Annotated in this window: 21 protein-coding genes and 6 pseudogenes; 17 read left to right on the top strand and 10 right to left on the bottom strand. The window is 46.7% G+C overall.

Features of this window, described 5'->3' with window-relative positions; translation table 11 throughout:
- The 8 genes and pseudogenes from FE783_RS36145 to FE783_RS36120 form a co-directional block, all read left to right on the top strand.
- A partial coding sequence (locus tag FE783_RS36145) for an extracellular solute-binding protein (protein WP_238403404.1) occupies window positions 1-1,301 on the top strand: 1,301 nt, incomplete at its 5' end.
- Complete coding sequence (locus FE783_RS36140) at window positions 1,285-2,616, top strand: ABC transporter substrate-binding protein (protein WP_158302236.1); 1,332 nt, start codon at window positions 1,285-1,287, stop codon at window positions 2,614-2,616. The genes FE783_RS36145 and FE783_RS36140, both read left to right, overlap by 17 nt.
- A gap of 49 nt (window positions 2,617-2,665) precedes the next feature.
- Window positions 2,666-3,673, top strand: coding sequence for a zinc-dependent alcohol dehydrogenase (locus FE783_RS36135; RefSeq protein WP_238403403.1), 1,008 nt, complete (start codon window positions 2,666-2,668; stop codon window positions 3,671-3,673).
- Between the two features lie 100 nt (window positions 3,674-3,773).
- Window positions 3,774-4,043: a hypothetical protein gene (locus FE783_RS36130; RefSeq protein ID WP_138884261.1), complete on the top strand. Its 270-nt coding sequence runs from the start codon at window positions 3,774-3,776 to the stop codon at window positions 4,041-4,043.
- A gap of 94 nt (window positions 4,044-4,137) precedes the next feature.
- Window positions 4,138-4,296, top strand: coding sequence for a hypothetical protein (locus FE783_RS37820; RefSeq protein ID WP_158302235.1), 159 nt, complete (start codon window positions 4,138-4,140; stop codon window positions 4,294-4,296).
- Between the two features lie 48 nt (window positions 4,297-4,344).
- Window positions 4,345-4,509: a hypothetical protein gene (locus FE783_RS37815; RefSeq protein ID WP_158302234.1), complete on the top strand. Its 165-nt coding sequence runs from the start codon at window positions 4,345-4,347 to the stop codon at window positions 4,507-4,509.
- A gap of 494 nt (window positions 4,510-5,003) precedes the next feature.
- A complete protein-coding gene (locus tag FE783_RS36125; RefSeq protein ID WP_138884260.1) occupies window positions 5,004-7,979 on the top strand; it encodes a phage tail protein in 2,976 nt (991 codons plus the stop codon).
- A 50-nt stretch (window positions 7,980-8,029) separates the two neighbouring features.
- Window positions 8,030-8,251, top strand: a pseudogene (locus FE783_RS36120) (N-acetylmuramoyl-L-alanine amidase family protein); the annotation flags it as partial.
- 39 nt (window positions 8,252-8,290) lie between these two features.
- On the opposite strand, the pseudogene ssb reads toward FE783_RS36120, so the two are convergent.
- From ssb to tnpA, 5 genes and pseudogenes are all read right to left on the bottom strand, one after another.
- Window positions 8,291-8,471: pseudogene (gene ssb / locus FE783_RS36115) on the bottom strand (single-stranded DNA-binding protein); the annotation flags it as partial.
- Between the two features lie 466 nt (window positions 8,472-8,937).
- On the bottom strand, window positions 8,938-9,105 hold the full coding sequence (locus FE783_RS37810) for a hypothetical protein (protein ID WP_158302233.1): 168 nt from the start codon (window positions 9,103-9,105) through the stop codon (window positions 8,938-8,940).
- Between the two features lie 526 nt (window positions 9,106-9,631).
- Window positions 9,632-11,202 (bottom strand): annotated as a pseudogene (gene tnpC, locus FE783_RS36110) (IS66 family transposase).
- 63 nt (window positions 11,203-11,265) lie between these two features.
- Window positions 11,266-11,622: an IS66 family insertion sequence element accessory protein TnpB gene (gene tnpB / locus FE783_RS36105; protein WP_138884258.1), complete on the bottom strand. Its 357-nt coding sequence runs from the start codon at window positions 11,620-11,622 to the stop codon at window positions 11,266-11,268.
- Between the two features lie 2 nt (window positions 11,623-11,624).
- Window positions 11,625-11,939, bottom strand: coding sequence for an IS66 family insertion sequence element accessory protein TnpA (gene tnpA / locus FE783_RS36100; protein ID WP_138884257.1), 315 nt, complete (start codon window positions 11,937-11,939; stop codon window positions 11,625-11,627).
- A 524-nt stretch (window positions 11,940-12,463) separates the two neighbouring features.
- Here tnpA and FE783_RS36095 point away from each other — a divergent pair.
- From FE783_RS36095 to FE783_RS39105, 9 genes and pseudogenes are all read left to right on the top strand, one after another.
- The gene (locus tag FE783_RS36095) at window positions 12,464-13,888 is read left to right on the top strand and encodes a hypothetical protein (protein ID WP_138884256.1); all 1,425 of its coding nucleotides are present in this window, start codon (window positions 12,464-12,466) and stop codon (window positions 13,886-13,888) included.
- Between the two features lie 123 nt (window positions 13,889-14,011).
- Window positions 14,012-14,812, top strand: a pseudogene (locus tag FE783_RS36090) (RNA-guided endonuclease InsQ/TnpB family protein); the annotation flags it as partial.
- A 513-nt stretch (window positions 14,813-15,325) separates the two neighbouring features.
- Window positions 15,326-15,817, top strand: coding sequence for a phosphotransferase (locus tag FE783_RS36080; protein ID WP_138884254.1), 492 nt, complete (start codon window positions 15,326-15,328; stop codon window positions 15,815-15,817).
- Between the two features lie 198 nt (window positions 15,818-16,015).
- Window positions 16,016-16,669 carry an ATP-binding protein gene (locus FE783_RS36075; protein ID WP_138884253.1) on the top strand — a complete coding sequence of 218 codons (654 nt, stop codon included), beginning with the start codon at window positions 16,016-16,018 and terminating at the stop codon, window positions 16,667-16,669.
- Window positions 16,670-16,816: 147 nt separating this feature from the next.
- Window positions 16,817-17,404, top strand: coding sequence for a GNAT family N-acetyltransferase (locus tag FE783_RS36070; RefSeq protein ID WP_138884252.1), 588 nt, complete (start codon window positions 16,817-16,819; stop codon window positions 17,402-17,404).
- Window positions 17,405-17,500: 96 nt separating this feature from the next.
- Window positions 17,501-18,097: a M23 family metallopeptidase gene (locus FE783_RS36065; protein WP_138884251.1), complete on the top strand. Its 597-nt coding sequence runs from the start codon at window positions 17,501-17,503 to the stop codon at window positions 18,095-18,097.
- Window positions 18,098-18,503: 406 nt separating this feature from the next.
- Window positions 18,504-19,304 (top strand): NAD-dependent epimerase/dehydratase family protein, encoded by an 801-nt coding sequence (locus FE783_RS36060; RefSeq protein ID WP_138884250.1) that lies wholly within the window; start codon window positions 18,504-18,506, stop codon window positions 19,302-19,304.
- A gap of 319 nt (window positions 19,305-19,623) precedes the next feature.
- Window positions 19,624-20,166 (top strand): HD domain-containing protein, encoded by a 543-nt coding sequence (locus FE783_RS36050; RefSeq protein WP_202916321.1) that lies wholly within the window; start codon window positions 19,624-19,626, stop codon window positions 20,164-20,166.
- 207 nt (window positions 20,167-20,373) lie between these two features.
- Window positions 20,374-21,078: a class I SAM-dependent methyltransferase gene (locus tag FE783_RS39105; RefSeq protein ID WP_202916322.1), complete on the top strand. Its 705-nt coding sequence runs from the start codon at window positions 20,374-20,376 to the stop codon at window positions 21,076-21,078.
- 245 nt (window positions 21,079-21,323) lie between these two features.
- Here the strand turns inward: FE783_RS39105 and FE783_RS36040 are convergent, their stop codons facing one another.
- The 5 genes and pseudogenes from FE783_RS36040 to FE783_RS38560 form a co-directional block, all read right to left on the bottom strand.
- Window positions 21,324-22,007 (bottom strand): stalk domain-containing protein, encoded by a 684-nt coding sequence (locus tag FE783_RS36040; protein WP_138884248.1) that lies wholly within the window; start codon window positions 22,005-22,007, stop codon window positions 21,324-21,326.
- A 313-nt stretch (window positions 22,008-22,320) separates the two neighbouring features.
- A pseudogene (locus FE783_RS39145) lies at window positions 22,321-22,419 on the bottom strand (DUF1259 domain-containing protein); the annotation flags it as partial.
- A 52-nt stretch (window positions 22,420-22,471) separates the two neighbouring features.
- Window positions 22,472-23,401 (bottom strand): aldo/keto reductase, encoded by a 930-nt coding sequence (locus tag FE783_RS36035; protein WP_138884247.1) that lies wholly within the window; start codon window positions 23,399-23,401, stop codon window positions 22,472-22,474.
- A gap of 136 nt (window positions 23,402-23,537) precedes the next feature.
- On the bottom strand, window positions 23,538-23,768 hold the full coding sequence (locus FE783_RS38565; RefSeq protein ID WP_238403407.1) for a hypothetical protein: 231 nt from the start codon (window positions 23,766-23,768) through the stop codon (window positions 23,538-23,540).
- Window positions 23,769-23,801: 33 nt separating this feature from the next.
- Window positions 23,802-23,897, bottom strand: a pseudogene (locus FE783_RS38560) (MerR family DNA-binding transcriptional regulator); the annotation flags it as partial.
- Window positions 23,898-24,334 lie beyond the last annotated feature (437 nt).

Raw genomic sequence — 24,334 nt, 5'->3', positions numbered from 1 at the left:
CTTCAGAGAAGGCGCTTGCGTTGCGCTTTGGACTCAGCAACTTGTCTGTGCGCAAAGGACTCGCGACGCTCGCCGAGGAAGGCTGGATCGAGAAAATTCCCAATGTCGGCAATCGGGTGCTGCGCAGGCGGCAGCGGGTCGCCCTGACGCTCGGGCTGAATGAGACGACGATGCGCAACCTGGGGCTGGTCCGGCTGCTGGAGGATTTCGGCCGGTTGTACCCCTGGATCGAGGTCAAAGTCAAACCGTATGCGTCCGGCGAGGAGCCCGGCCGTGCGGAGGCGGGGACGGAGAATCCGCCCGACGTTTATACGATGAACAGTTTGCAGTTCCGGCAGCTGTGCGAGCTCGGCAAGGAATCGCTTGTCGAACCGCTGGATGCGCACCCCGGCGTTTTTCCGCTTCTGAACGAGGATTATACGTTCCGAGGCGTCTGCCGGCTGCGGCCGCTTATTTTCGCGCCTGTGGTGCTCTGCTACAACAAGCGTCATTTTCGCGAAAAGGGGCTGACCGAACCGAACGGCTCCTGGACCTGGGACGATCTTACCGCTTGCGCGGAGCAGTTGACCGAAGGGGAGCGTTACGGCTTCTGCTTCCATTTGCCGGATGTGAACCGCTGGCCGATTTTCCTGCTGCAAAGCCTGGGAGAGAGCGGAGCGGGTGCCGAAGCCAAGGCAGCGCGTTTGATGGAAGGAGCGAAGCTGTGCAAGCGCATCGTATGCAACCGAAGGGTATTTCCGATGTACAGGTCGGAATCGAACGGAGATATCGAACAGATGTTTCTCGAAGGCCGACTGTCGATGGTGCTGGCAAGCTACATGGCGATGAACGAATGGAAGGATGCCGGGCTGGAATACGACATCTCGCCGGTTCCGTTCGTAACGGAGCCGAGAACGCTGTACATTTCGACCGGGGCCGGTGTGGCACGGACGACCGCGCATCCGGAGGAGGCCCGGCTATTGATCGATTATATGGCGGGGGAACGGGCGCAGGCGCTTATTCGGGAGCATACGCTCAGCATACCGGCGATGCAGCGCACAGGTCAGCCCGGATGGGGCCGCCAGACGGCGAATCCGCCGGATCGGTACGGGTTGTACAGAGAGATGATGTTTTCTTGCCGGACGCATCGCCATTTACCGGTGCTGCCAACGTCAATCGGCAAGCTGGCGGGTCTGATGAAGGCGTTTTGGGCCAATATGATTTCGGAGGAGGAACTGGGCGATCGGATCGGTGTTCTTGTCCGCGAGGCGGATCTGCACGGAACACATGACAGGGGGAGTCTCAATGTTCAATTGGAATAAGCAAGCGGCGGTCGCTGTACCGCTGGCGGCGCTGCTGGCGGTATTGCCTGCCTGCGGAGGCACGGAAAAGCCGGGAAGCGGCGATAAGGGGGCGGAAGCAAGCGGCGAGGCGGTGAAGAAGCCGGATCCGTTCACGATGACGATTTATGCGGCGGGCGTGAAGAAGGAGGAGTTCGACAGCCGTTTTCGCGGCGCACTGGAGAAAAAGTTTCCGCATATTACGTTCGATTACCAGACGAGCGACCAGGGCAATTCGATTACGGAGAAGGTGGCGCGGGGCGAAATTCCCGATATTATCCGCACGGATACGCCGACGATGAAGACCGGTTATCTGGACCTTCAGCTCGGCTACGACCTCCGCGAGATGGTCGGCAAATACAAGTACGACCTGAATCGGTTCGTCCCGTCGTTTATCCAGGACAACGTGGACGCCGGGCAATCGGGCGCGCTGTACGGCTTGCCGGTGCCGCCGTATTTTCCGTCCGTGCTGTATTACAACAAGGATCTGTTCGACAAGTTCGGCGTCGCATATCCTAAGGACGGCATGAGCTGGAACGAAGTGTACGATCTCGCGGTGAAGCTGACTCGGGTCGAGGGCGGCAAGGTGATCCGCGGCTTCAGCACGAATCTGATCGCGCAGCTGCGCGACAATCCGCTTTCGCTGCCGATTTTGGACCCGCAAAAAGACGGTCTGGCCGACCAGACAAAGTGGAAAACAATTTTCGACAATTTCAAGCGTTTCCACGATATTCCGAACAACGGCGTGCAAAATACGTTTGCGCTCGAAAATGCGCTGTTCACCAAAGGCGAAGCGGCGATGTATTTGGGCCAGCACAACATTTATTTGGTCATTCCTCCCGAAGTGAACTGGGACATCGTGTCGGTGCCGACGATCGACGGCGCGCCGAAGCGGATGGGACAGCGTTCGCCGGCCTACTGGTCGATTACGCAGCAAAGCAAGCATAAGGACGAGGCGTTCCAGGTCATCGTGGAAATGCTGTCCGACGAGGTGCAGATGCAGGATTCGCGTAACGGGATTTTGACAACGCTCACGAACAAGGACATTCGCGATGCGCTCGGCAAAGGGCATCCAGTGTACAGTACGAAAAACATGAAAGCGCTAAAGTTGTACGAACCGACCGATCCGACGCCGAAACGCGCACCCGGCAAGGTAAATGTCTCCGGCAGCCGGCAGGAAACGATTATTTGGCAGTCGTTCGTCAAGGCGGCGCAAGGACAGCTGGACGTCAATTCGGCGCTGCGCGAAGCGGATGAGCTGCTCAAGCAGGAAATCGAGAAGGAACGAGGCAAGTAAAGAAAGGAAAACGGAGCAGACCGGCACGGGTTAGAGGGAGAGAACAACTGTGGATATTATACACGTAACAATTGCCCGTGAGGGTGAAATTCGGATCGAACAGCAGGAAAAACCGGTGCCCGGCGAACATGAGGTGCTGGTGAAAACCGAATATTCCGCGATCAGCAACGGCACGGAGACGATGGTGCTGAACAATCGATCGAGCGGCACGCGGCTCGGGTACAATTCGGTGGCGCGCATTGTCGCCAAAGGAGCGGGCGTGGAGCATCTGGCCGTCGGCCAGCGCGTCGCCTGCTACGGCGAAGGCGCGCATGCGGACTACCGGCTCGTGCCGAAGGTGCTGGCCGTTCCGGTCCCGGACCATGTCGATTCCGAGGAGGCGACGTTTGCCGGACTGGGCGCGATTGCGATTCACGCGCTGCGTCAAGCCAGATTGCAGTTTGGCGAAACCGTCGTCATCGTCGGGCTAGGCATCCTCGGTCAAATTACCGCGCAAATTGCCCATGCCGCCGCTTACGAGGTGATCGGCTGCGATTTGCTGCCGGAGCGCTGCGAGCAGTTGCGGGCGGCTTGTCCCGGCATCACGGTATGCTCCGACGCGGCGCAAGTCGGTGAAGCGCTGGTGAGGCGGGGCGTGGTTGGCCTGAAGGGGGCTGACAGTGTGCTCTTGTGCGGCGGAGGCAAAGGAGACGGCTTGTTGGACCAGGCGATCGGCTGGCTGCGCGACCGGGGCAGCGTAGTCATTGTCGGCGTGCCGGACACGGTGTTTACGCGCAACGCGCTGTTTCACAAGGAAGCGGAAATTCGCATCAGCCGGGCGGGAGGGCCGGGACGATACGACGAACGGTACGAACGGGGCGGGTACGACTATCCCGGCGGGTACGTGCGATGGACCGAGGGCCGCAATGTGGGCGAGTTTGTCCGCTTGCTGGCCGATAAACGAATTTCAATCAAACCGCTTGTACGGCACAGATTCGCGTTCAACCAGATTGCCGATGCGTACCGGCTGTGCCGGGAGGAGCCGGAGCGGACGCTAGGCATCGTGCTGCGCTACTGAACGAGGCAACGGTAAAAGCGTATCGTTCGGTAGCCGGATTTTTCCGGAAGGAAGCGGACGGCGGTATTGCTGTGCAGGCGAAACCGGAAGGGGATATTTCGTGGGAAAACGAATCCAAAAGCTGGTCCGGGCAGGACTGGCCGGCTGTATGGCGGTGACGATGATCCACGTGTGCCATTTTCATGATTTGTTGCGCCATTATTTACCACAGTTCGTCGCTTCCATCCTCCGCTTGTCATTGGTTTTCGTCAGCATGGATGGCTGGCAAGGACGATTGAAGATCAAGTCGGTCATCCGGGAAGCAAGCCTAGCTAGTAAGGATATGACCCATTGTTTTTTTATTTTGACACGAATATTTTCCGTAATATAGATACAATTTGTGCAGATAAGAAAATCAGTTGTCACTTTTCCTCGTTTGTAAAATGCGACTTTTTTCGGTTATCTAACATTGATGAAGGGGTGAAATGTTGATTATGGCTTTCTCGGTGTACTATTCGAACGCGTATGCACTGCTGAACGCCGAATACGAAGCGATGCTGCAAGAGAAGCAGGATACGAACACTGCGCTGCGGACGGCTGAGGAAAAGATCAACCAGCTTATCAAGACGGAAAAAGGCAAATAAGCCGGATTATAACCGAAAGCGATTTCATTTCGAGTGAGGAGGCTGGCCATGAGTTTAGGACAAGGGATGAACGTGTTATGGTTTGGAGCGAAGGGTGACGGGGTGTCGGACGATTCCGACGTCGTCAACGGCGTCTTGCTGCAGTTTGCGAACGTATACTTGCCTCCCGAGCGGACTACCGCATTACGAAGCCGCTGGTCGACCCCGACTTGACGGTAAATCGCTTGTTTCTTCAGGAAACGGCGCGACGATCAAAATGACAACGGTAACGTGGCCGGGATCGAGGTCGGTCACCAATCCGCCGTAGACTGACCATACTGATCTGCGTCGGGTAATACCGCCGAGTCGGCTTGCGCGATCAAAATCCGAACGAGCCCGCTATCGACGCGGGCCCGAATCCGGGACATCGGCATCAGGGGGACCGATTTTACGAGCAATGGAATCTGCATCAAGGATACGTAAAACTACGTCGCTTTTACAGTTATTGAGAACATCTATTGCGACCGGCCGAAGACGGCCGTACGGTTCGAGATGACCCCGCCTATGGGAACGGGACGATTTTGAACAAAGTTGTTCTTTTTCTTATAGAAAAGAGCTTATAGATTAAATCTGAATCGGTCACGGTACTAGGCGGATTGCTTTAAAGGTAGCTTATGGGTTGATAAATTCATTAACCGAAAAATCGGCGTAGATGAGGAGAATAAATAATGACAAGCGCAATTTTAACTGCAATCGGCAAAGCAAAATTAGCCCGTGCAACCTCTGAAAATCAGCTTGAGATTACCCATGTCGCTGTTGGTGATGGCAATGGCTCATATCCTGTTTTGACTGAAAATTTGGTGGTATTGGCAAACGAAGTTTGGCGTGGTACTGCTTCTACTCCAATTCGTGATACGTTGGCACCAAGTACATTGATGTTTGAATCTGTAATACCAGTTGATGTTGGCGGCTTTACCATTCGAGAGATTGCTGTTTTTGACAGGTCAGGTGCAATGATTGCAATCGGGCATGTTGACCCTGCACAGCAAAAACCACTGCCGACGCAGTCAACTGGTATCCATATGACCGTACGTATCCTTATCGAACTGGCAAATGCGGCTGAAACCAATCTTATTTTACAAACAGAAAAGATGGAGTGGCAAGCGGGGAAAGGTATGGAGCAGGAACGGCCGGAGGAGCCCGTCACCCATGTAAGCCGCAGAAAGCTGCTAACGGCCTTCGGCATGGCCGGCGCGGCTTTAGCCGCGGGCAGCATACTCCCGGGATCGGTGGCGGTTTACGGGAAGGAGGGTTTATCGGTTGCGGATACCGTATACGAAGGGTCTAACGGGAAGGGCAAAATTCCCCCAGGAATAACGGCGCTTGTTACCCATAACGAGCTGGCAGGTCGTGATATGGCTGGAGCACATCCAGCGAGCGCGATTTTGGATTCAAGCGGGTTATCACAGCAGCAGGTTAATGATTGCAATCGCTGTGTTGATTCCATCTCCGACATGCTGGCCATAATTTCACCGGAAAATGGTATGCGTGTTGCTGTAAAAGGTTATCATTCACCCGTGAGCGGCAAACAAGGAGGTTGGTTTAAGTTCAACGCTTCAAAGATACTAGAAAATGACGGTGGAATTGTTTTCAGTGGATGGGAGCGCATTGATTATGATGTAATTACGTTTGATATGTTTGGTTTAGATAATACCGGCACAATTGCTGTAGATGCTAAACTTATTAATTTGGCTGCAGCATCTACAGCTCTAAAAAAACCTGTTCATCAATTTAACGGAGAGTATCTGCTAGACGGCTCTAGTGATATTACATTCACAGAAAATACTTTTCTTGATGGTTCTAAATTTATAATCGGACCTAACTTCACAGGTCGCATCATCTGTAAGCGTGCAGATGAGGTGCGCGAAGAAATTACAAGCGGCACACTATTTGATCAAGTAAAGGCTGTTGGTAATCTGTACAAAGGTCAGACGTTTTTGAATCTTGGCACATATTACCAAGATCATTATATGACTTTTGAAACATCACAGCCAATGTATTACTACCGTGGCACTCTTGAAACAGCATTCTTAAAGACACGTCATTTTAGAGAAGGGCGCATACAGTCTGGACCATTTTTTACTTTAGACTTAACTAAATTAACCAAGATTCGTGTTGCACGAGCAAATGACTCTATTCGTTTGTTTTCTGGGTTCTGCTTTGATGAATCAAATGCAGGTGCGTTGGCGGATTACTTTAAACTGATTCAATCGAACATGGTTGTCATGCGTAATCTGCGTTATGTAAACCGAGGTCCTGAACGAAACTCTAACCAGACACGCCTGACTGTAGATGATTGCTACAATGTACTTATCGACACTTTAGATACATCATCACCACACGCAAACCCTAACGGTACATTTACTTATACTTTGACACTGAGCGATTGCTATGATGTGGAAGTTAAGAAAATGCAATCACAAGGACGAGGGTGGGGTACTATTGGTAACAACAACTGCGCTTTAGTTACATTCACAGACTGTGATGTAAACCGCATTGACTTCCATAGACCTTGCTATGACAAACTAACAATACGCGGTTGTCGCATCGGTGACTTTGGTATTATTGCATCGCTTGTATGTGATACGTACATCACAGACTCAGCGTTTTTAATGTCGCAAGGTTATGGTAACAGGGGGTATATTCGCTCTAATGCGGATACTAGCGGGTTCTGCAATGGCGACTTAATTATCAACAATGTAACAATCAACGGCTACTTGGCTAACGGTGCTACATTTATTCATGCACGTCATGGGGCGACAGCACTTCCTGCAGGCTCTCCGCTTGTGCAAGAAATGTTTACAGACGTGTATATTGATGGGTTGCGGCACAACGGCAGTGCTGGCGCTAATATTACATCGCTGTTCTCAAGTAATAATACATCTTCGATCATTAATATGTTGCCGAAGCGTATTTATGTTTCAAACTCTAGTGCAGATTTACCATCTGCTATGTTTGACATCCATGTAGATAAGTACGCGTTACGTCCCAAAGGTGTAGACATTAAATACACAAACGTATCCACTAACTCACTATCTTTCAGAGATAGTACAGGGGTTGGTACAAAAGGTCGTGTCAAATTACTTAATGTTTCAGGGCAAGATGCGGCGGCAGGTACAGCATTATACAATACAGCAAACTTTGATATTGAAACTACACAGTGCGAGTTCTCGCAGTATAGTGAATATATTGGGACGTGGACAGCGTACTTACCAAAAATTACTATTAATGGTGGGTCTATTAGCAACACTACTGATATAGCTATGTTTAACACGCCATCGGGTATTCATAATACACGTATAAAAGCTATCAATGTCGATTTTAATATGCCTAGTACTACATACTTAGCAATCTTGTATCGCTATCAACCAATATCTTGCTGGTTCAATGGTTTGCGCTATATCACTCGCTTCGTAAGTGCTGGTGTTGCATCAGGTAGTTTTGATATTGACACGCGTAGCGGGACATTAAGATTACTACTAGAACACGGTACATTAAAGTACGAAACAACGCTAGCACCAGTAGCTGGAACTTATAACACTGCAAATGGAGCAACTATTGTTGTGACAGTGGTTGGGGTAACAGCAACAATTACAGTAAACGCAACAAATCTAAAACTAATAGGTTTGCTTGGGATTGTTTAAAAAAAGCCCTTCTAGGATTTACATTAATTACCAATCAGGGTGGCAAATATATGAAAATATTTATTATTGAACCTGGACATGGTGGTAATGATCCGGGTGCTGCGGGCAATAGTCTACAGGAAAAAGATTTAACACTTGATATTAGCAAGCGCATTGCAGAAATTCTGCAATCGCAGTATAGCGATATCAAACCAATGCTTACCCGTGACACTGATAAGTCTATGACTCTATCAGAGCGCACATCATGGGCCAATAAACAGGGTGCTGTCGGGCTTGTATCCGTACATATCAATAGTGCAGCAAGCCCAGATGCAAACGGCTTTGAAACCTTGCCAAACGACGATCGGTAAAATCAGCCTCGCGCTGTTCGCGGTTGCTAGAAAACGGGCGATCCACCGCAAGCGTGAACTGGGCTATGGCCACCCCTGCCGGCGTGTAACGTAGCTCCGGGTCCTTAGTAAGACGACCAATTAAAATGACACGGTTCAACATAGGAGTCTACTCCTTTTTTCCTTCAAATAGGTTTGGGTTGTGAATAGAACGCAATGAAAAATAGCGTTCTTCCCAATGAACGATTCGCACAAGGCGCATTACTAGCCAGTAGCTAATCATTCGCTCGGAAGAGCGCTATAAACAAAACAGGGCGACTCCAAGGCGCATGCAAGAGCCAAAAGAATGAGGTTAATAAGATGGGGAAATCGTATCATAAAAAGCAACTCAGAGACAAGCTCCAATGCTTAAAGAAAAGAGCGCCCCTCTCCTCCATTTGAAGAGGCGTTCAATAAGGAGAGGAGAGGAGCGGGTTTGTGCTGACATTATCTTAGCTTGTATTCGGCCATGCAATTTTGACACTTGATCGGTTGTGTAGCATAGAAAAACCCAAATTTATCAAGAGAATTCCGCTGTTACACATCTTTTCTGTGTATTAATACGCTTCATCCCTCACTAACGGGTGAGGTTAACGTTCCAATCGGTTCAAATTATGTGAGGATAGAAGTCGCACTAATGCACTATCTAAGCTTTCATCGCCATCAAAGGAATACGACCAAATAGACTCATCCGAATCAGGATCTTCTAATGATGCAATCACGATATTTGCAAATCCATCCTCGGTAAATCGCTCCATGGATCCTATATCCTTACCATTTTCGTCAAGATATTTTGAATTGCCGTTTTGGATAAAGAAGCAATACCATCTAACTTCCGATGAATGATCGTTCGTTTCCGTATCCCTTCATCAATTATCGTTAAGACAAAGATGGTATGATCTGTTTTTAATGTATTTGTGAGATCCAACTGATTTTCGTCATTGACATGTCCCATACTGTAAATTCCTCCTAAAGTTTTAAAAAATAATGATCAACAATGAACCCTGTAATAAGTGGAGGAAACCCGCTCCATAAAGATATGGAAGCGGGTCTCTCTCGCTACATACGGATCGGATGGATAAAGCATGGCCATCCTTCATCCAGCATCTCCCCTATTGTCTTACAACAACTTTCGGGGATACAATCTGACTTCTCTGCACCTTTGCTGTGTCCTCGTATTCATCGAGATCGCGAATCGTAAACAGTGGTTTGCCTTCTTTCCTTCACGTGAGCGTCAAATAGCCCCCACCTAGCGGCGGGAGCGAGATCTAACTTATAATCGAGCTAGTTGTTCATGCGGCAGCTAACCGAGAGTGCGTCAGACCATGGCATATATGGCTCGAGCGCAGCAGCGTCAAGCGGTTCAGAGATCTGCGGCAGCTGCTCAAACAAATACTTCAAGTAGTTGTAAGGATGCAGTCCGTTTTCCTTGGCTGTCTCCATCACACTATAGATGGCCGCACTTGCTTTCGCCCCTCGCGGCGTGTTGGCAAACAACCAGTTTTTGCGTCCAATAACGAACGGCTTGATCGAGCGCTCGCTGCGATTGTTGTCCATCTCCAGTCGTCCGTCTGCCAAATAAGCCGTCAGCTTCTCCCACTGGTTCAGACTGTAGCCGATCGCTTGTCCGAGCATGCTCTTGGGTAAGGTGCGAGAACGTTGCTGTTTCAACCACGCATAATAGGCATCCAAGATCGGCTTGCTTCGTTTCTGCCGGTCGGCAAAACGTTCCCCCGGAGATACTTCGGCCAAATCGCGTTCAATGGCGTACAGCTGATGCAATACGCGAGCCCTTGGCCTGCCGCTGTTCCGAGTCCGTTCGTCTCTGGCGGTGCAGATTTGATCGCCTCGTCATACTTGCGGCGTGCATGCGCCCAGCAACCGACAAGTTTCACGCCTTTCACCTTGTGATAGCCCGGATACCCGTCTACATGCAAATACCCGCTGAAGCCAGCGAGAAAATGCCGCGGATGCTCGCCCCCGCGCGTGCGCTGATAGTCGTACACAATGGCCGGTTTTACGCCGCGTCCCGTGCGATAGAGCCACAGGTACGACTGTGTTTCCACTGACTTTCCTTCCTCGCGCAGCACCTGCAGCGTTGTCTCGTCTGCATGCAGCACCTCTTGACGAAGCAGGTAGCCTTTCATCGCCTCAACCAGCGGCAGCAGCTAGTGCTCCGCGCCGTAGATCATCCAGTTCGCCATCGTTTGTCGGGAAAGCGAATAACCAAGACGGGCAAACTGCTGCTCCTGGCGGTATAGCGGCAAGCCCTCCAAATACTTTTGGCACATCACATACGCCAGGATCGAAGGCGAGGCCAAGCTGCCGGGATAGACCGGTTTCGGCATCGGCGCGGTAATGATCGGTGTTTGCAGTTCTTCGCGCTCGCAATGGCGGCAAGCGTAGACTTGCCTCACATGCCGAATCACCTTCACCTGCGGCGGTACGATTGCAATTTCACTGCGCGTCTCTGTGGACATTTCATGCAAAGATCCGCCGCAGCAAGCGCAGATTTGATCGCCTTCGCCCAATTCATACGTCACCGTCTCGACCGGCAGCTTGGAAAAATCCTCTTCCCGTTTGCCTGTCTGCTTGCGGCGCTCATAGGTGACTTTCTCCATCGGCGCCTCTTCGCCCGCCGGAGTTGCCAGCAGCTCGGCTTCATTGAACAAGTTCATCTCCAGTTGATCCGGATGCGTCTTCTCGCTGGAGGAGCCGAACCGTTTCTGCTGCGCCAAACGAAATTGCTCTTCGTACCATTTCAATTGCGCCGACAGGCGGGCGAGGTCTTCATGCAGTTTCTGATTCTGTTGCTGGAGTTCTTCCAGGCTTTGTTGTTCCGCTCGATTGATCATAGACCACATCTTCGGCAGGCGACGAGCGTATCCCTGCCCAGAGGTATGGCGATACGATGAACATTAGACGACGGCTTCCGCATGCACGGCTTTATGCGCCTGCCGTTGCGTTAAGGCCAGTCCGTCCAGCAGCCAGCGGAGCTCGCGTGGCGACAGGCAAAGCGGAGAACGGGCATCGCCATCCGGCCAACGGAAAGTGCCGCGTTCCAAGCGACGGTAGTAAAGCCAGAAGCCGGCATGATCCCAGTACAGAATTTTGAGCTTATCTCGCTTGGCATTACAGAAAACGAAGAGGCTGGCGGAAAATGGGTCTAAACCGTAACGTTCCTGAACGACGGCAGCAAGTCCGTCAATGGATTTACGCAAGTCTGTTGCGCCAAGGGCGAGATAGACTTGCAGGTTGGAAGGGAGACTCCACATGGCTAGCGGAGCGCCGCGACGACTTCGCGAAGCAATTCAGGTTTAAAACCCGGACGGACTTCAATGCGAGCATGACCAACCTCGATCCACAGGGAGGAAGGACGGGAAGTGGCCTCTGGAGTAGCCGTGACAGGGACGAGGACTGGGGTTGCTTGCGGGGATGTTCGGCATACTTTTTTTTGTTTCCGGTAAAGCCAGTACTTCAATTGGTCAAGCGTACATTCATTGGCAGCGCACCATGCTTTCATGCTAAGACCGCTGCTGCGATACGCTGTGATTTGCTTTTGCCAGTATTCGTTACGCTGCTGCTTGCTCATAAGGGAACCTCCGTTTAATGAGATACCTCTATTCTGACAGACTCGTAAACGGAGGAACAGGTGGGTTGTATTTGACGCTTACATTCACCCGACACTTTTATTGAACTTAATCCATATAAGGGTGGTGGTGACTTTATTTGGGATGCTACAAGTACATCTACAGCAAATGGCGGTACAGTTTTTCAAGTTTCCGGAATTGCTACCGGTCGATGGATTCGCTTGGATTGCTCTGAAGTTACAGTCGAGATGTTCGGCTCAAAAGGGGATGGTGTCTACGATGATCGACCTTCATTCCAAGCTGCTATAACTACCTGCACGGGCGTGGTGGCGGTGAGTTAGTTGTTCCAAAGCCTATTGTAGAGTACCGCTGGAAATCCTATGATGCCACAAACTCCGCATGTTTAGTTATTCCCGCGCCAACACGAAGCATTTACCTAGATCCTATCTCTATTCGTGGTACGGCTAACTTAACGTCTGTTAAAGTGGATTTAGGCCCGGGTGTTACAATTGAAGCCGCAATTCTATTGAAAGGCGGTGGTCTGTATAAGAAATTTGAAAACTTATCGATATGGGGCGGGGCAACCGCAACAGCTCCAAACTGTAATTATGTTCTAAAAGGTTCAGACACCTATTACCCGAATATGGCTATTCGCCAATGCCAATTCTATGTTGCAAAGAAAGACTGTGTTCGTCTAGCAACCTTTGTGACATTGCTTGAGCAACTTCAAACGGCTTATTCTCCACGTGGAATTGTTATCGCAGGACCCGGGGTTAATGATTCAGGTGTATGTACTTCTGTGACATTAAATAGTTGCTATGCTTTAAACCATACAGAGTTCGGATACTGGTTCGGTGAGTCAACCTATATGACTTTCAACTCATGTGCAGCAGATCACATCATTAATGACACGGGTAATGGTGTAATAGCTTATCCGTACTATATTGATATTGCTCGAGGTGTAGCCCTTAATGGTTGCGGTGCTGAAGGTTCTACTCGCATTATGAAAGTCCGTGTTGCACAAGGGTTGAATATTAATGGATTTATGACATTATCAATCGGCAACGCCACAACTCCGCCAGACCACCTAATACGAATTGACGGTGGTTCTTCTACAACAATCTCAGGCTTATGGAATCATAATAAGTTGGGTGCGACTTATGTATTATCGCTGGGGAATACATTCTCTGCTGAAAGCGTCACCATTCTTGATCAGAGTATTTTTGCTACAGAAGTGACTTATTCATCTAATTGGCGATTTGAAAATCCTATCAGATTCATAATGAATGACTTTTCTAAAAAGACACAGGATAACACTTTAACAAACACAGGTAATGCCACAACAAACACGACTAATTTAGCAAATTTAACAAAATTAGCTTACGATACGGAGTTAGTTCATGATGTAATTATTCGATTACCGTCAGGAGATTACGAAATAAACGGAACCGTTTATTTGTGTAATTCAAAAACCCGTGGTGTTGGCAGAGTTCGCTTAATTGGCCATGCAGATGGAACAAGTAGAATTGTGTTTTCCGGTGATGGGGGGATTTCATTTGGAATTCCAAGCCAACTATCCAGTGTTGACATCACTGTGGAAAATGTAGAGCTTTACTTAGGACCTGCGATTCATGCTAGTAATAAAGGTGTATTGTTCTATAAAGCAAATGTAGCATTTGCAAATGCAAAAATTACATCAGACGATGGGGCTAAACAATACTATTCTGCCGGTCAAGCGACGTTAACTTTGGATAATAACTCAAGAATAATGACGCCGCTGTATGGTGCAATTGAGGTTGCTTACAGTTATAAAGCTACTGCCGCTCCAACGAACAGCACAAAATTGCCAGCAGGAACTATATTTAAAGCGTCTGACCCTAATGCAACGCGCATCGGTTGGATTAATACAGCAGACAATGGTGCAAACTGGCTTCCTATGGTGGTTACTTAAGATGAAGCCCTTCGGGGCTTTTTTATCATCAATCCGAAAGAAGTCCTCATCCTTTGCAGGGAGGGGATGAATATTGGTTAGGCGAAGCCTAAATGAACTGTTTTTTGTCGGTACCCCCGCTACAAGTCGGCTGACCGATACGTTTCCTATACTTACCCGCAACCCGGTGCGGTAGAAAAGACGTTTGCCAAACCAGGGCATATCTATCTTTCCAAAATCGGCGTTGTCAAAATGAATGCCCACCGTCCCTTTGATCCTGCGAACGTGACGCAAATCAATGTGAAACAGTATGTGGACAGGTGGATGGTCAATATCAGCGTGAAAGTGCCTGATGCGGAAGCAACGCAAACAGCGGAATCCGCGGAATCCGCTGTGGGCATTGATGTCGGGCTAAACACGTTTGCGGCGCTGTCCGATGAAACGAAGGTGGACAACCCCCGATATTTGCGCAAAGCGGATAAGCAGCTGAAACGGAAGCAGCGGCAGCTTTCCCGCAAGCAACCTGCCTCCCGCAACCGGAAGAAGGCCAAACATAAGGTCGCCAAGGCCCACCAGAAAGTCGCGCGGCAGCGAAAAGACTTTTTGCATAAACAATCGCACCGCATCGTCCGCGACCATGATCTGATCGTGGTGGAAGAGTTGAAGGTCAGGAACATGGTCCGCAACCGCCGCCTAGCCAAAAGCATTTCGGATGCCGGATGGAGACGATTTATCACTTATCTGTCTTACAAAGCCAAGAGACAAGGGAAACGATTCGCCCAAGTGCCTGCCCACGGCACATCGCAAACCTGTCTGTGCGGCGCGTCTGTGCCGAAACCATTGTCCATCCGGATCCATGAATGCGAGTCGTGCGGACGGATTCAAGACAGAGACATCGTCTTGGCCAAGATCATTCTGCAGCGGGCCTTGGAAATACCAGCTTGATGGACTCTATGAGAAGCAATTTTCGGAGAGCAGTTTCGGATTCCGGCCCAAGAGAAGCGCACATGGCGCAATCCGAAGGAGTCAGGAAAACATCCAGGAAGGGTACAAGTATGTAGTCGACATGGACCTGGAGAAATACTTCGGTGCGCCTAGGTAAGCTGGGTGCTTTCAGTGGGTGCAATTCCCACCCGGGCAAAGGGAAGAGCCGCCCTACCCGGAATCGAGTCTTGAGCACGCAAAGGTAACGATGCGGGTTAAGCGTAGACAGAGCGACGTCCAGGCCGTAACGCAAGTGAAGCGATAGAGCCTCGTGAGATGTCCGGGGGCCGACAAGGTCGAATACTTGGAAGGCTACAGTAGATTTCCGTAAAGGCGAGGGAATCGGAGACCCCGGCGGGGTCTGAGAGCACGGCATGGCGGAAAAGGAAGCATCACCGTCTACACCCTTTAGTTTCGAAATCAACAGTTGAGTCATTCATAAAATCTCCGCCGTTTACATGTGACCGTACGGAAATGGATTTTGTATTAAATTCGGTAAATGAGTTGGAAACTTTACTGACCCCTTACTCAAACTTGCCAATGCAAATCATTCATCACGATTTACTCTTAACCAACTTTCTAATTGATGAAGAGGGTAAGATATCTGGAATCCTTGATTTCGATTTTGCATCGTGGGATTTGCGGATAATTGAACTAGCTAATTGCCTACAACAATACATTGGACCGAAAGATGATTTATTCAATATCAAACTAATCGAAAATTTCTTGTCAGGAATGAGTACCACAAAAGCAAGATTCACAATTGATGAGATTCATGCTATTCCAGCACTGACGAAATTACTGTATACCGTTCGACTCGTATTAAGGCTAGGGAAGTATTTATCTGGATTTGACATTATAGATTTACTTCAAGTAACCATTCAACAATATTTATTTAAAACAAGATGGGTAGAAAATCATAAACAAGAACTAATCTACCTGTGCAAAAAATATGTTGTTAGTTAATGGGGGGAATCGTTCAACTAACGGAGAACGTTAATTTGCTCAATAAACACGATTAGACGGCAGCCAGTAAAATGGCTGCCGTTTCTCAACTAACGGGATAGCGTAAAAAAGTATGAAGGGGAAAAGGCATAATTAAGCGAATTTCTAAAAAGATGATTTTTTGATTGGGTTAGTTAAAAGCCCGTAGGAGGAGTCGGAATGACCATTATAAGTATCGAAGGTGCAAGTGCTGTAGGGAAAACAAGTACCTCTGCTGAACTGGCTGCCAGTCATGGTGCTTTTCATATCCCTGAGATCAATACCTGGTGGAAAGAACGGCCTAACCCCGAATATAGGGAATGGTGGTTTGAACGTCAGGCGGATCGATGGAGAATAGCTCAGGAGAAGCAAGAAAACCATTCGTTTGTTGTAATAGACATAGATCTTTTTCAACCTTTTTGGTATAACTGGGCGTATGATTTCACCTTATTTGATAATCAGTCGTTAGAATTTGTAGCTGATTTCTATCGAAAACTATTAGTCGATAAAAAAATCGGTTTTCCTGATAGATACTACTTGCTCGGTTGTAGCGAGGAAGAATTAAGGAAACGCAAAGAAGCAGACTCATCGAGGAGACGAGGTGGCTTTGAGATGAATTTACAGTTCATAAAACCTCAACGTCATTATTTTGAAGCGATTAACAAAGAAGTTCCGGGTCTAGTTAATTTTATAGATTCTGTTTCCATTAATAAAAATGTGAAGGAAATTCTTGCGGCAATCCCTGGCACACCGAGTAAGCATACTTACTCAATCGATTTGTTTGATTTCATAGTCGACTGGCTTTCTCGAAATAAAGCCGATCAATTTAGATGAAATTAAGCTAACGGAGACGATAGCTCGATTGTTACCCGACGGCAGCCGGCCAAAATGTTCAGCTGCCGTCGTTGCGCTAACGGGCAGAGGTTGCCTATACAACTTCGGCGAAATCTTAGAACGAGGATGGAAGGGCGGTGATGGCCAATGATGAGAGATGAAATTTCACTTGAAGGAAATCGAGTAAGGTTGATTCCGGCATCACATGAACATTTGGAGGGATTGTTCAAGGCAAGTAATCACAGCGATATTTGGACGTACAGCCCATCAAGCATCAGTAAGCTAGAAGACTTGGAAGACACTATGGATCAGTGGATGAAGTCAAAAGAGCAGGGATTGAGGTACCCGTTCGTGATTTTTGACAAGAGTACGAGCGAGATTGTTGGCAGTACCAGTTACTTAGATATCTCACTGCTAAACAGAAAACTTGAAATTGGTGGGACTTGGTTGGACCCTAAGGTTTGGAGAACCAGTGTTAATACGGAGTGCAAGTATCTATTACTGAAATATGGATTTGAAGATTTGAATTTGATTCGAGTGCAGTTCCGTACAGATACAAGAAATGAAAGGTCTAACCTCGCAATACAAAGAATTGGAGCACAGTTCGAAGGCACGTTGAGGCAAGAGATGATTGTCCGTGAAGGGTATATTCGGGACTCAAATGTATACAGTATTCTTGATAAAGAGTGGGAACTCGTAAAAGCAAAATTACTGGATTATTTAAGGACAGAATAACCTGATTATTACGCTAACGGAGACGATAGTGGAATTAGAAAGGGAGCAGACGCCGCGGCAACTGCTCCCTTTCTTCATTGATGTAACGGGAGGATAATGGATAAATATGGAGAAATAATTATAGGATTTGTATTAGGAGGAGTGTTCATAATGAATACCGAAATTGGAATTATTACTATTCATCCAATCCATAAGCACGCTTTCTCTGTAATTGAACACCCAGAGGGGCAATATGAATACATTGGGGATGCTTTAGGTTGCGATTGTTTGATTGAGAGATTTGTTGACGGATTCATGAGAAAATACAAAAATGATGGAAGGAATAATGAAGACTGGTATAGCTGGGATGCCGAGGTTCTGGCTCCATTTGATGGCATGGTTGAAGCCATCCACATCAATCCAATCACTAACAAAATAGGAGAGATAAATCCATCAAGGGCAAGCAGTATAACGTTTTTCAGAAATGATGGTGTGAGAGTCTTTTATGGACATGTACAAGATGTAAATGTAGTTGTGGGCGATTCTGTAAAGGCTGGAGATATAGTCGCCAAAGTGGGGAACAACGGTTATTCAAGGTGTCCACACATTCATATAGGTGCATGGAAAGAAAAAATACCATTTCAGATTAGATTTGATTTAAGAGAACTGGGAAAATACTTTAAGCAATTAGGAGATAAGGGATATCATTTTTGATAGTTGTCAGATACTTTGCACTAAACTAACAGAGACGATAGTTAAATCAAAAGGCCTCGATTATCTCGATGGCGCTTTGGAGTGTAATCGAAATGTAACAGTCGGTTTATATTCCGCTAACATTCCGCGGATAAGATGTAGTTAACCCCCTTTTTTCATATAATATTGAGCCCGCGGTCGTTGGCCTGCGGGTTTCTTTTTGCATAATCGCATCATTCGCATGCGATTTGGCTAAACACGTTATCGGAAGCAGGGGAGTCGAAACGATCGGCTGATTTTGCTCAATAAAATAGCAGTATAATGAAAATCATTTAAAGAACCGATGCAACGCTTTAGATGCAAATTTTATTGAAAAAAATGGTATATTGAAAGAAGGACTATATATCAACAGCGTAGGGAGTAGTTTATGAACATCTTTATTACAGGTGGAACGGGGTATATCGGTAACAGAACGGTGAACGTCGCACTTCGTCAAGGTCATCAAGTTACGGTCTTGACCCGAAGCAAGGAGAAGGCAAAAGAGCTTGAAGGTAAAGGGGTGCGAGTTGTTATTGGCGACTTGCTCACAGACGGTGATTGGCAGAACGCGTTTTCGGAAGCGGAGTATGTCATTCATTTGGCGGCTCCTCCAACCTGGGGGAAGAAAGTGACTTTGAAAGTCGCTCGCGCCTATCAAGAAGGCCACTATCAAATGACCGTCTGTTTGCTCGACAACACCAATCTGCAGAGGCTAAAGAAGTTCGTATATGTGGCAGGAACCAGCTATTTCGGCGATAGCGGCGACAAGGAGCCGGTCACGGAATCTTATCGCTCGCAGCCGAAAGGATGGGGACCTTACATCGCACCTTCCGTCGATGTGCTGTCTACCTATGTGGACAAAGGCGTACCGATCGTGACGGCTTTCCCAGGACAAGTGTACGGCGCAGATTCGTGGTTTCCGCAGCTGTTCCTGGAGCCGCTCTCGCAGAGCAAGCCGGTTACAAGGGATATAATCCGATATTTTCTCCTATTCACGTGGAAGACTGCGCCCGAGCGTTCTTGTTCTTACTGGAGCAAGGACAGGCAGGGGAACGATATATTCTCGTTGACGATCAGCCGATCCGAAGCGCGGACATTACGACACTCAGCGCCCAGGCGCTCCAAAGACCGGATAAAAAACGTTACGTGCCAACATGGTTATGCCGGATGCTGCTTGGTCCCGTGTTAACCGAATACGCTACGGCGCATACGAATTTCTCGAACGGCAAGCTCAAGGCGTCCGGCTTTACCTATCTATATCCGACGATACAGTCAGGGATAGAGGATGTTGTCAAGGAATGGAAGGAACGTGTGATGTCGTAAAGAACGGACGGCTTGTGATTGAACAAACAGACTACGCTAACAGAGACGAGAGCATCATGATATCAGGCTGCCAGCATCATCGGCAGTCTATTGAGCTATTTGGCAGATTAATGGAGAAAAACAGGATTGAATTTTTATGGAAGATTATGTATCCTTGAACCAAGATAAAATGGGAGGAACCTGAAATGATTAATTTTAAAAGTCTTATTGATTTTGTCAGCCCATACTACATCAACAAAGACATAATGCATGATTTAAGTCATATTGAAAGGATTGTCAATTCTGCAAAGAAACTTTTGAAATTCTATCCAGAGATAACGGATTTAGATTTAATTATATATGGGTGTTATTTTCATGGTTTTATTTACTTGAGAGAGGATTTAATAAGAGAGTATTTAGAAAAACAGGGATTACATGCTGAGCAAATTGAAAAAATCGTCACGGTTTCATGGGAATCACAGAAGGATGAGGTTCCGGAATCGTTGGAAGGCAAGCTTTTGCATGATGCGCATATGATTGAAGGTGGAAAAACTTATTTAATAGTAAAATCATTATGCACAGGAACTGCAAGAGGGCAAACATTGAAAGAGACACTTGATTATTTCGAGAAATATGTCCTTGGACACGGTGAGTGCTATTTGCCAGAAGCAAAACCAATTTACATAGAAATGCAGCAATTTGCAAGCGATTTTATACGTGAATTAAGGGAAGGTTTAAAGTCAGCATAAACGGGCACAGAGCTTCATGATATAGCTGAGCATTATCGGCGGCCTATTGAGCTAACGGAGACATTAGTTCAACTATATGGAGCAGCTTTGCCACGGGCAGCTGCTCCTCTTTTTATTAAGCTATTGGGCTGCAATGTACAATAATGAGGCTCAGTTATCATTTAATTATCAGACAATTAATATTGGTCTCAATTCCAATTTTATGAAATAATTTGTCGTACAAAGAAGTTATATAACGGGAGGGAGTATGAAATCGAGAAATATTGGAATCACAATACTGCATTTCACGAAGAATTAGTGGCAGACGCAAAGACACGCGGCGGACGAGTGCTAGACATTGGGTGTGGTGACGGATTACTACTCCAACGCCTCGCGCCTATCGCTCAAAAAGTAGTGGGAATTGACCCTGACACGGAAACTATTTTGCGTGCACAATCGCGACTGGCTGAGGTATCAAATGTGTCGCTCGTAACCGGCGACTTCCTCGCCATGCCAATCCCTTCTCAAGAGGAACGTTATTCTACGGTCATCTGTGTAGCGACTTTGCACCATATGGAATTGAGAAGCGCACTGTTAAAAATGCGCCAAGTTCTTGCACCTGGCGGTCGGCTCCTCATAGTTGGTTTATCAGCTGACAAGTCTATTATGGATTTTGTCATCTCCGGGCTCCTTGTTTTCCCAATCCGAGTGATGGACAGACTTCATGGCGGAATGCGAGATCCTGGTGTTCGGATGGCAGATCCTATAGAGTCATTAATCGAGATTCGCCAAGTGGCTCATGAGGTACTGCCAGGGGCCATAATCCGACGTCGCTTCTATTACCGATATTTATTATCATGGAACAAACCGAAGGGCATAACAAGTAATGCTACGCTGACGGATAACGATAGCGTGGAGCTGCCACAAGAATAGCTCCTCTGTGAGTTCATTGAAGTAACGGGCAGGATAACGTGGTAAAACCTTGTATATATTGGGTATTAAATTATGGGCGGTTAGTGCTGTGTGGACTTTCAAGAAAAAAGATTATGATAAATTAACAGATGGAGGACCAGGTTTAAATAAAAGAACCTATAGATAGCAGAGAGCAACCAATAGGTCGAATTTAAGTTACAAATCTTGAATGGAAAAAGAAATAATCTTATTCACATCATCATTTTCTATTGTACATTTAAAGCCAAATGTTCGTAGGAATTCATCGGCTTGAACGTAAGTACGCCCATTTTTTCAACTGCCCCTTTAATATCATTTGGCTTCAATGAAATAAAGTAGCTTTTGTTTTTATCTGGGCTCGTAAACGTAATTTCTGAGTAACTAGATTTCGCATTGGTGTATTTCTCCTCATATTTTAGATAAGGGTACGGTCTTTTAAATTGGATCCCCCCATCAATATACGGATTTGAACTCGGCTGAATTGTATAGTCTTCTTTGTATCCATAACTGAGAAGGGTATTCACCATATTTAAAGAAATAAAGTACCTCCCGTTTTGAACTGCAACACCTTCCCCGTAAGTTGCATACTTCGTATTCCCGATCTTAATGGTAGCTACATTATTTACTTCTGATAGCTCATTGACCATTGGTGTATTTCCGATCTCGACGCGAGTCAGCTTGTCATTCCAATTCACAGGAGCCCCAAGCAAGTCGCCGATGGCTTTTAACGGTGCATACGTGTTTCCTTCATAATTTAAAAATGGTAGATCGCTGCCGGCATACTCTTTCCCGTTTACAAAAACAGGATATCCTATTTTCGATAACACGTATTGCTTTGCCGTTTCAGCAAAACTTTGAATCGGGAACATGAGGGCGGCGCCTACTAATCCGCCTATCAAGTATTTTCTCATTGATGATATCTCCTTTTTTAATGTAATAACTATTTACAGTTTATATTGAAACCCTAATAATACCAATTGTTTTTCCTCCACTATCCCGAATGATGGTTAGTTTGGTCGCCGGCTCCAGAATATCTCCAATTTTGCATATCTAAGCCCCAGTCGGCGTGTGGCGCCAGTTTCCTAAGTTTGGTTTGCTTGGTACGTGGTCAAAAAGATTGGAATTCCAAATGATGTAAAAACGCGAGAAAAGAGGTTTGCAGACGCCTTTCATAAGCTAAAAGGAGGTTGACTATTCAATAGGGTATTCTCCTATCCGATTAAACGGATTGAGTTCCGCTGTTAAGATGACTGTTCCTCCTAGACAAAGTGCTCTTCCGTCACGACCGATACTTTCGAATGAAAATGCCTGGGGAATCGCGGGTGACCCAAGAAGTTTCGGGATCGGCATGAATGTGTTCGCCACAGAGAACCTATTAAAAAATACGATCAATTTCTTTGATTTCTTCTTCTGTCAAGTGGACGTCTAATGTTTTTAAATTATCCATCACTTGCTCTGCACTTTTTGCTCCGGGTATGACAACATCAATTAATTCATGTGTTAAATACCAAGCAAGGACTACATGAGCAACTTCGGCATTTTTTTCATTTGCAATTTTGCGGAGCTGCTCTACCCTTTCTAGATTTTTTTTGAATTTATCGCCCTGGAAGTGAGGCATTTCTTTGCGTAAATCATCGAATGTCATATCCTTATTGTATTTACCGGCCAGCAAGCCTGATGCTAGTGGAAAGTATGGAATAAACGAGATATTATTCTCCGTCGTATATGGAAAGAATTCTTGTTCCGCTTCACGCTGCAGCAAATTGTAGTTTCCCTGTAGTACATCGACATAACCATCCTTATTTGCTTCTTTCAATTGTGAAAGAGAGAAGTTAGAAACGCCAATTGCTCTAATTTTACCTTCGTCCTTTAGCTGCATTAAGACTCCAACCGCCTCATCTTTTGGTGTATCCTGATCTGGACAATGAATATAAAATAAATCTATGTAATCTGTTTGAAGCCTTTTCAAACTATCTTCAACGGCTTGTTTTAAAAAAGCAGGCGAATTATCCATGGCAACATCATTGCCGACAAGTGTAAGACCGCCTTTTGTTGCAAGGATGAGGTCATGACGCTTTCCTGCTTCTTTTATCACTTCACCTATTAGCTCCTCTGAACGTCCTGTTCCATAAAAAAACGCTGTATCTAAAAAATTCACTCCATTGTTGATCGCAGCCCTCACCAAATCTTTTCCTACTTCTTCATTTAAATTAGGAAAAATATTGTGCCCACCTACAGCGCTTGTTCCAAGTCCGATTGGATTGACAACTAAATCTGTTTTACCAATTCGTGTTTGGTTCTTCATTCTCTTCAACTCCCTCACATTTATAAGCTTAGTATACGTTTACCGCGTTATATTGGCGTTACCCTACTTAAGCATGACTAGGTAGTGCAACTACCTTGATACTTCTTTGGCAGCGCCGGGCGCAGCTTCTGGAATACTACCGGTTTGGTAAAAATTTATGATGGCTCGTCCTCATGGCGCTCAATATTTTGGTGAATTCTTGAACAGTCAACCGTTCTTTTCTCTTCATAAGGCTTGTTACATGCTCTAATTCCTGTAAAAGCTTTTGTTGCACACTTATACTTTCCTTCAGACTCTCAATTTGAAGGGAAACAATGTCGAACAGGCTGAAATGATTGCCGTCAATAACGGATTTGACCTGATCCAACGACAAGCCGAGCTCCTTCAATGAAAGAACTTGCTGCAGTTGTGCAATATCGGATTCTGTATAGACCCTGTGTCCGGAGTCAGTATGACCGGATGGAGAGAACAAACCGATCTGGTCGTAGTATCGCAATGTTCGAACCGTTAATCCTGCTAATTTGCAAGTTCTCCAACTTTCCAATCCAGTTTCATGATCATCCCCTTTTTTTCGCGCGAGTTTTTTATCCGGTATCCATAGCGTAAATCATTACGTTACGATAGTTTCAAGTAGAAAATGAAAAATTAATCTTAACGGGTAACGAGAGGTTCATAATCTACACTAAGAGGCTGCGAGTAAATGACGGCAGCTTCGCTGCGAACGGGCAGGATACTTCATATCTATTGCGGAATTATTTGGATATCGCTCAACTATAATTCTCTTTCAAGGGGGATGAATCTAATGCACTTCAAAGACAAATACTCGAACCTTTTCAAAAAAGCAATCTGGGGGAAAATCGACTCGGAATTTACCATGGAAATACCAGAGGATGACCTGATAAGTAATGTTAATATCGTCCCGTTTATAAATGA

This window comes from Paenibacillus mesophilus (assembly GCF_005938385.1).
Taxonomy (GTDB): domain Bacteria; phylum Bacillota; class Bacilli; order Paenibacillales; family NBRC-103111; genus Paenibacillus_AB; species Paenibacillus_AB mesophilus.
This window is presented reverse-complemented; position numbering and strand designations above follow the sequence as displayed.

Bases quoted from the DNA above. Each gene is read 5' to 3' on its own strand.
- FE783_RS37820 (WP_158302235.1), top strand. From the start codon at position 4,138: ATGTTGATTATGGCTTTCTCGGTGTACTATTCGAACGCGTATGCACTG.
- FE783_RS36070 (WP_138884252.1), top strand. From the start codon at position 16,817: ATGATGAGAGATGAAATTTCACTTGAAGGAAATCGAGTAAGGTTGATT.
- FE783_RS37810 (WP_158302233.1), bottom strand. From the start codon at position 9,105: ATGGAGCGATTTACCGAGGATGGATTTGCAAATATCGTGATTGCATCA.
- FE783_RS36080 (WP_138884254.1), top strand. From the start codon at position 15,326: ATGGATTTTGTATTAAATTCGGTAAATGAGTTGGAAACTTTACTGACC.
- FE783_RS37815 (WP_158302234.1), top strand. From the start codon at position 4,345: ATGAGTTTAGGACAAGGGATGAACGTGTTATGGTTTGGAGCGAAGGGT.
- FE783_RS36050 (WP_202916321.1), top strand. From the start codon at position 19,624: ATGATTAATTTTAAAAGTCTTATTGATTTTGTCAGCCCATACTACATC.
- tnpB (WP_138884258.1), bottom strand. From the start codon at position 11,622: ATGTGGAGTCTCCCTTCCAACCTGCAAGTCTATCTCGCCCTTGGCGCA.
- FE783_RS36065 (WP_138884251.1), top strand. From the start codon at position 17,501: ATGGATAAATATGGAGAAATAATTATAGGATTTGTATTAGGAGGAGTG.
- tnpA (WP_138884257.1), bottom strand. From the start codon at position 11,939: ATGAGCAAGCAGCAGCGTAACGAATACTGGCAAAAGCAAATCACAGCG.
- FE783_RS36125 (WP_138884260.1), top strand. From the start codon at position 5,004: ATGACAAGCGCAATTTTAACTGCAATCGGCAAAGCAAAATTAGCCCGT.
- FE783_RS36040 (WP_138884248.1), bottom strand. From the start codon at position 22,007: ATGAGAAAATACTTGATAGGCGGATTAGTAGGCGCCGCCCTCATGTTC.
- FE783_RS36035 (WP_138884247.1), bottom strand. From the start codon at position 23,401: ATGAAGAACCAAACACGAATTGGTAAAACAGATTTAGTTGTCAATCCA.
- FE783_RS36075 (WP_138884253.1), top strand. From the start codon at position 16,016: ATGACCATTATAAGTATCGAAGGTGCAAGTGCTGTAGGGAAAACAAGT.
- FE783_RS36060 (WP_138884250.1), top strand. From the start codon at position 18,504: ATGAACATCTTTATTACAGGTGGAACGGGGTATATCGGTAACAGAACG.
- FE783_RS36140 (WP_158302236.1), top strand. From the start codon at position 1,285: ATGTTCAATTGGAATAAGCAAGCGGCGGTCGCTGTACCGCTGGCGGCG.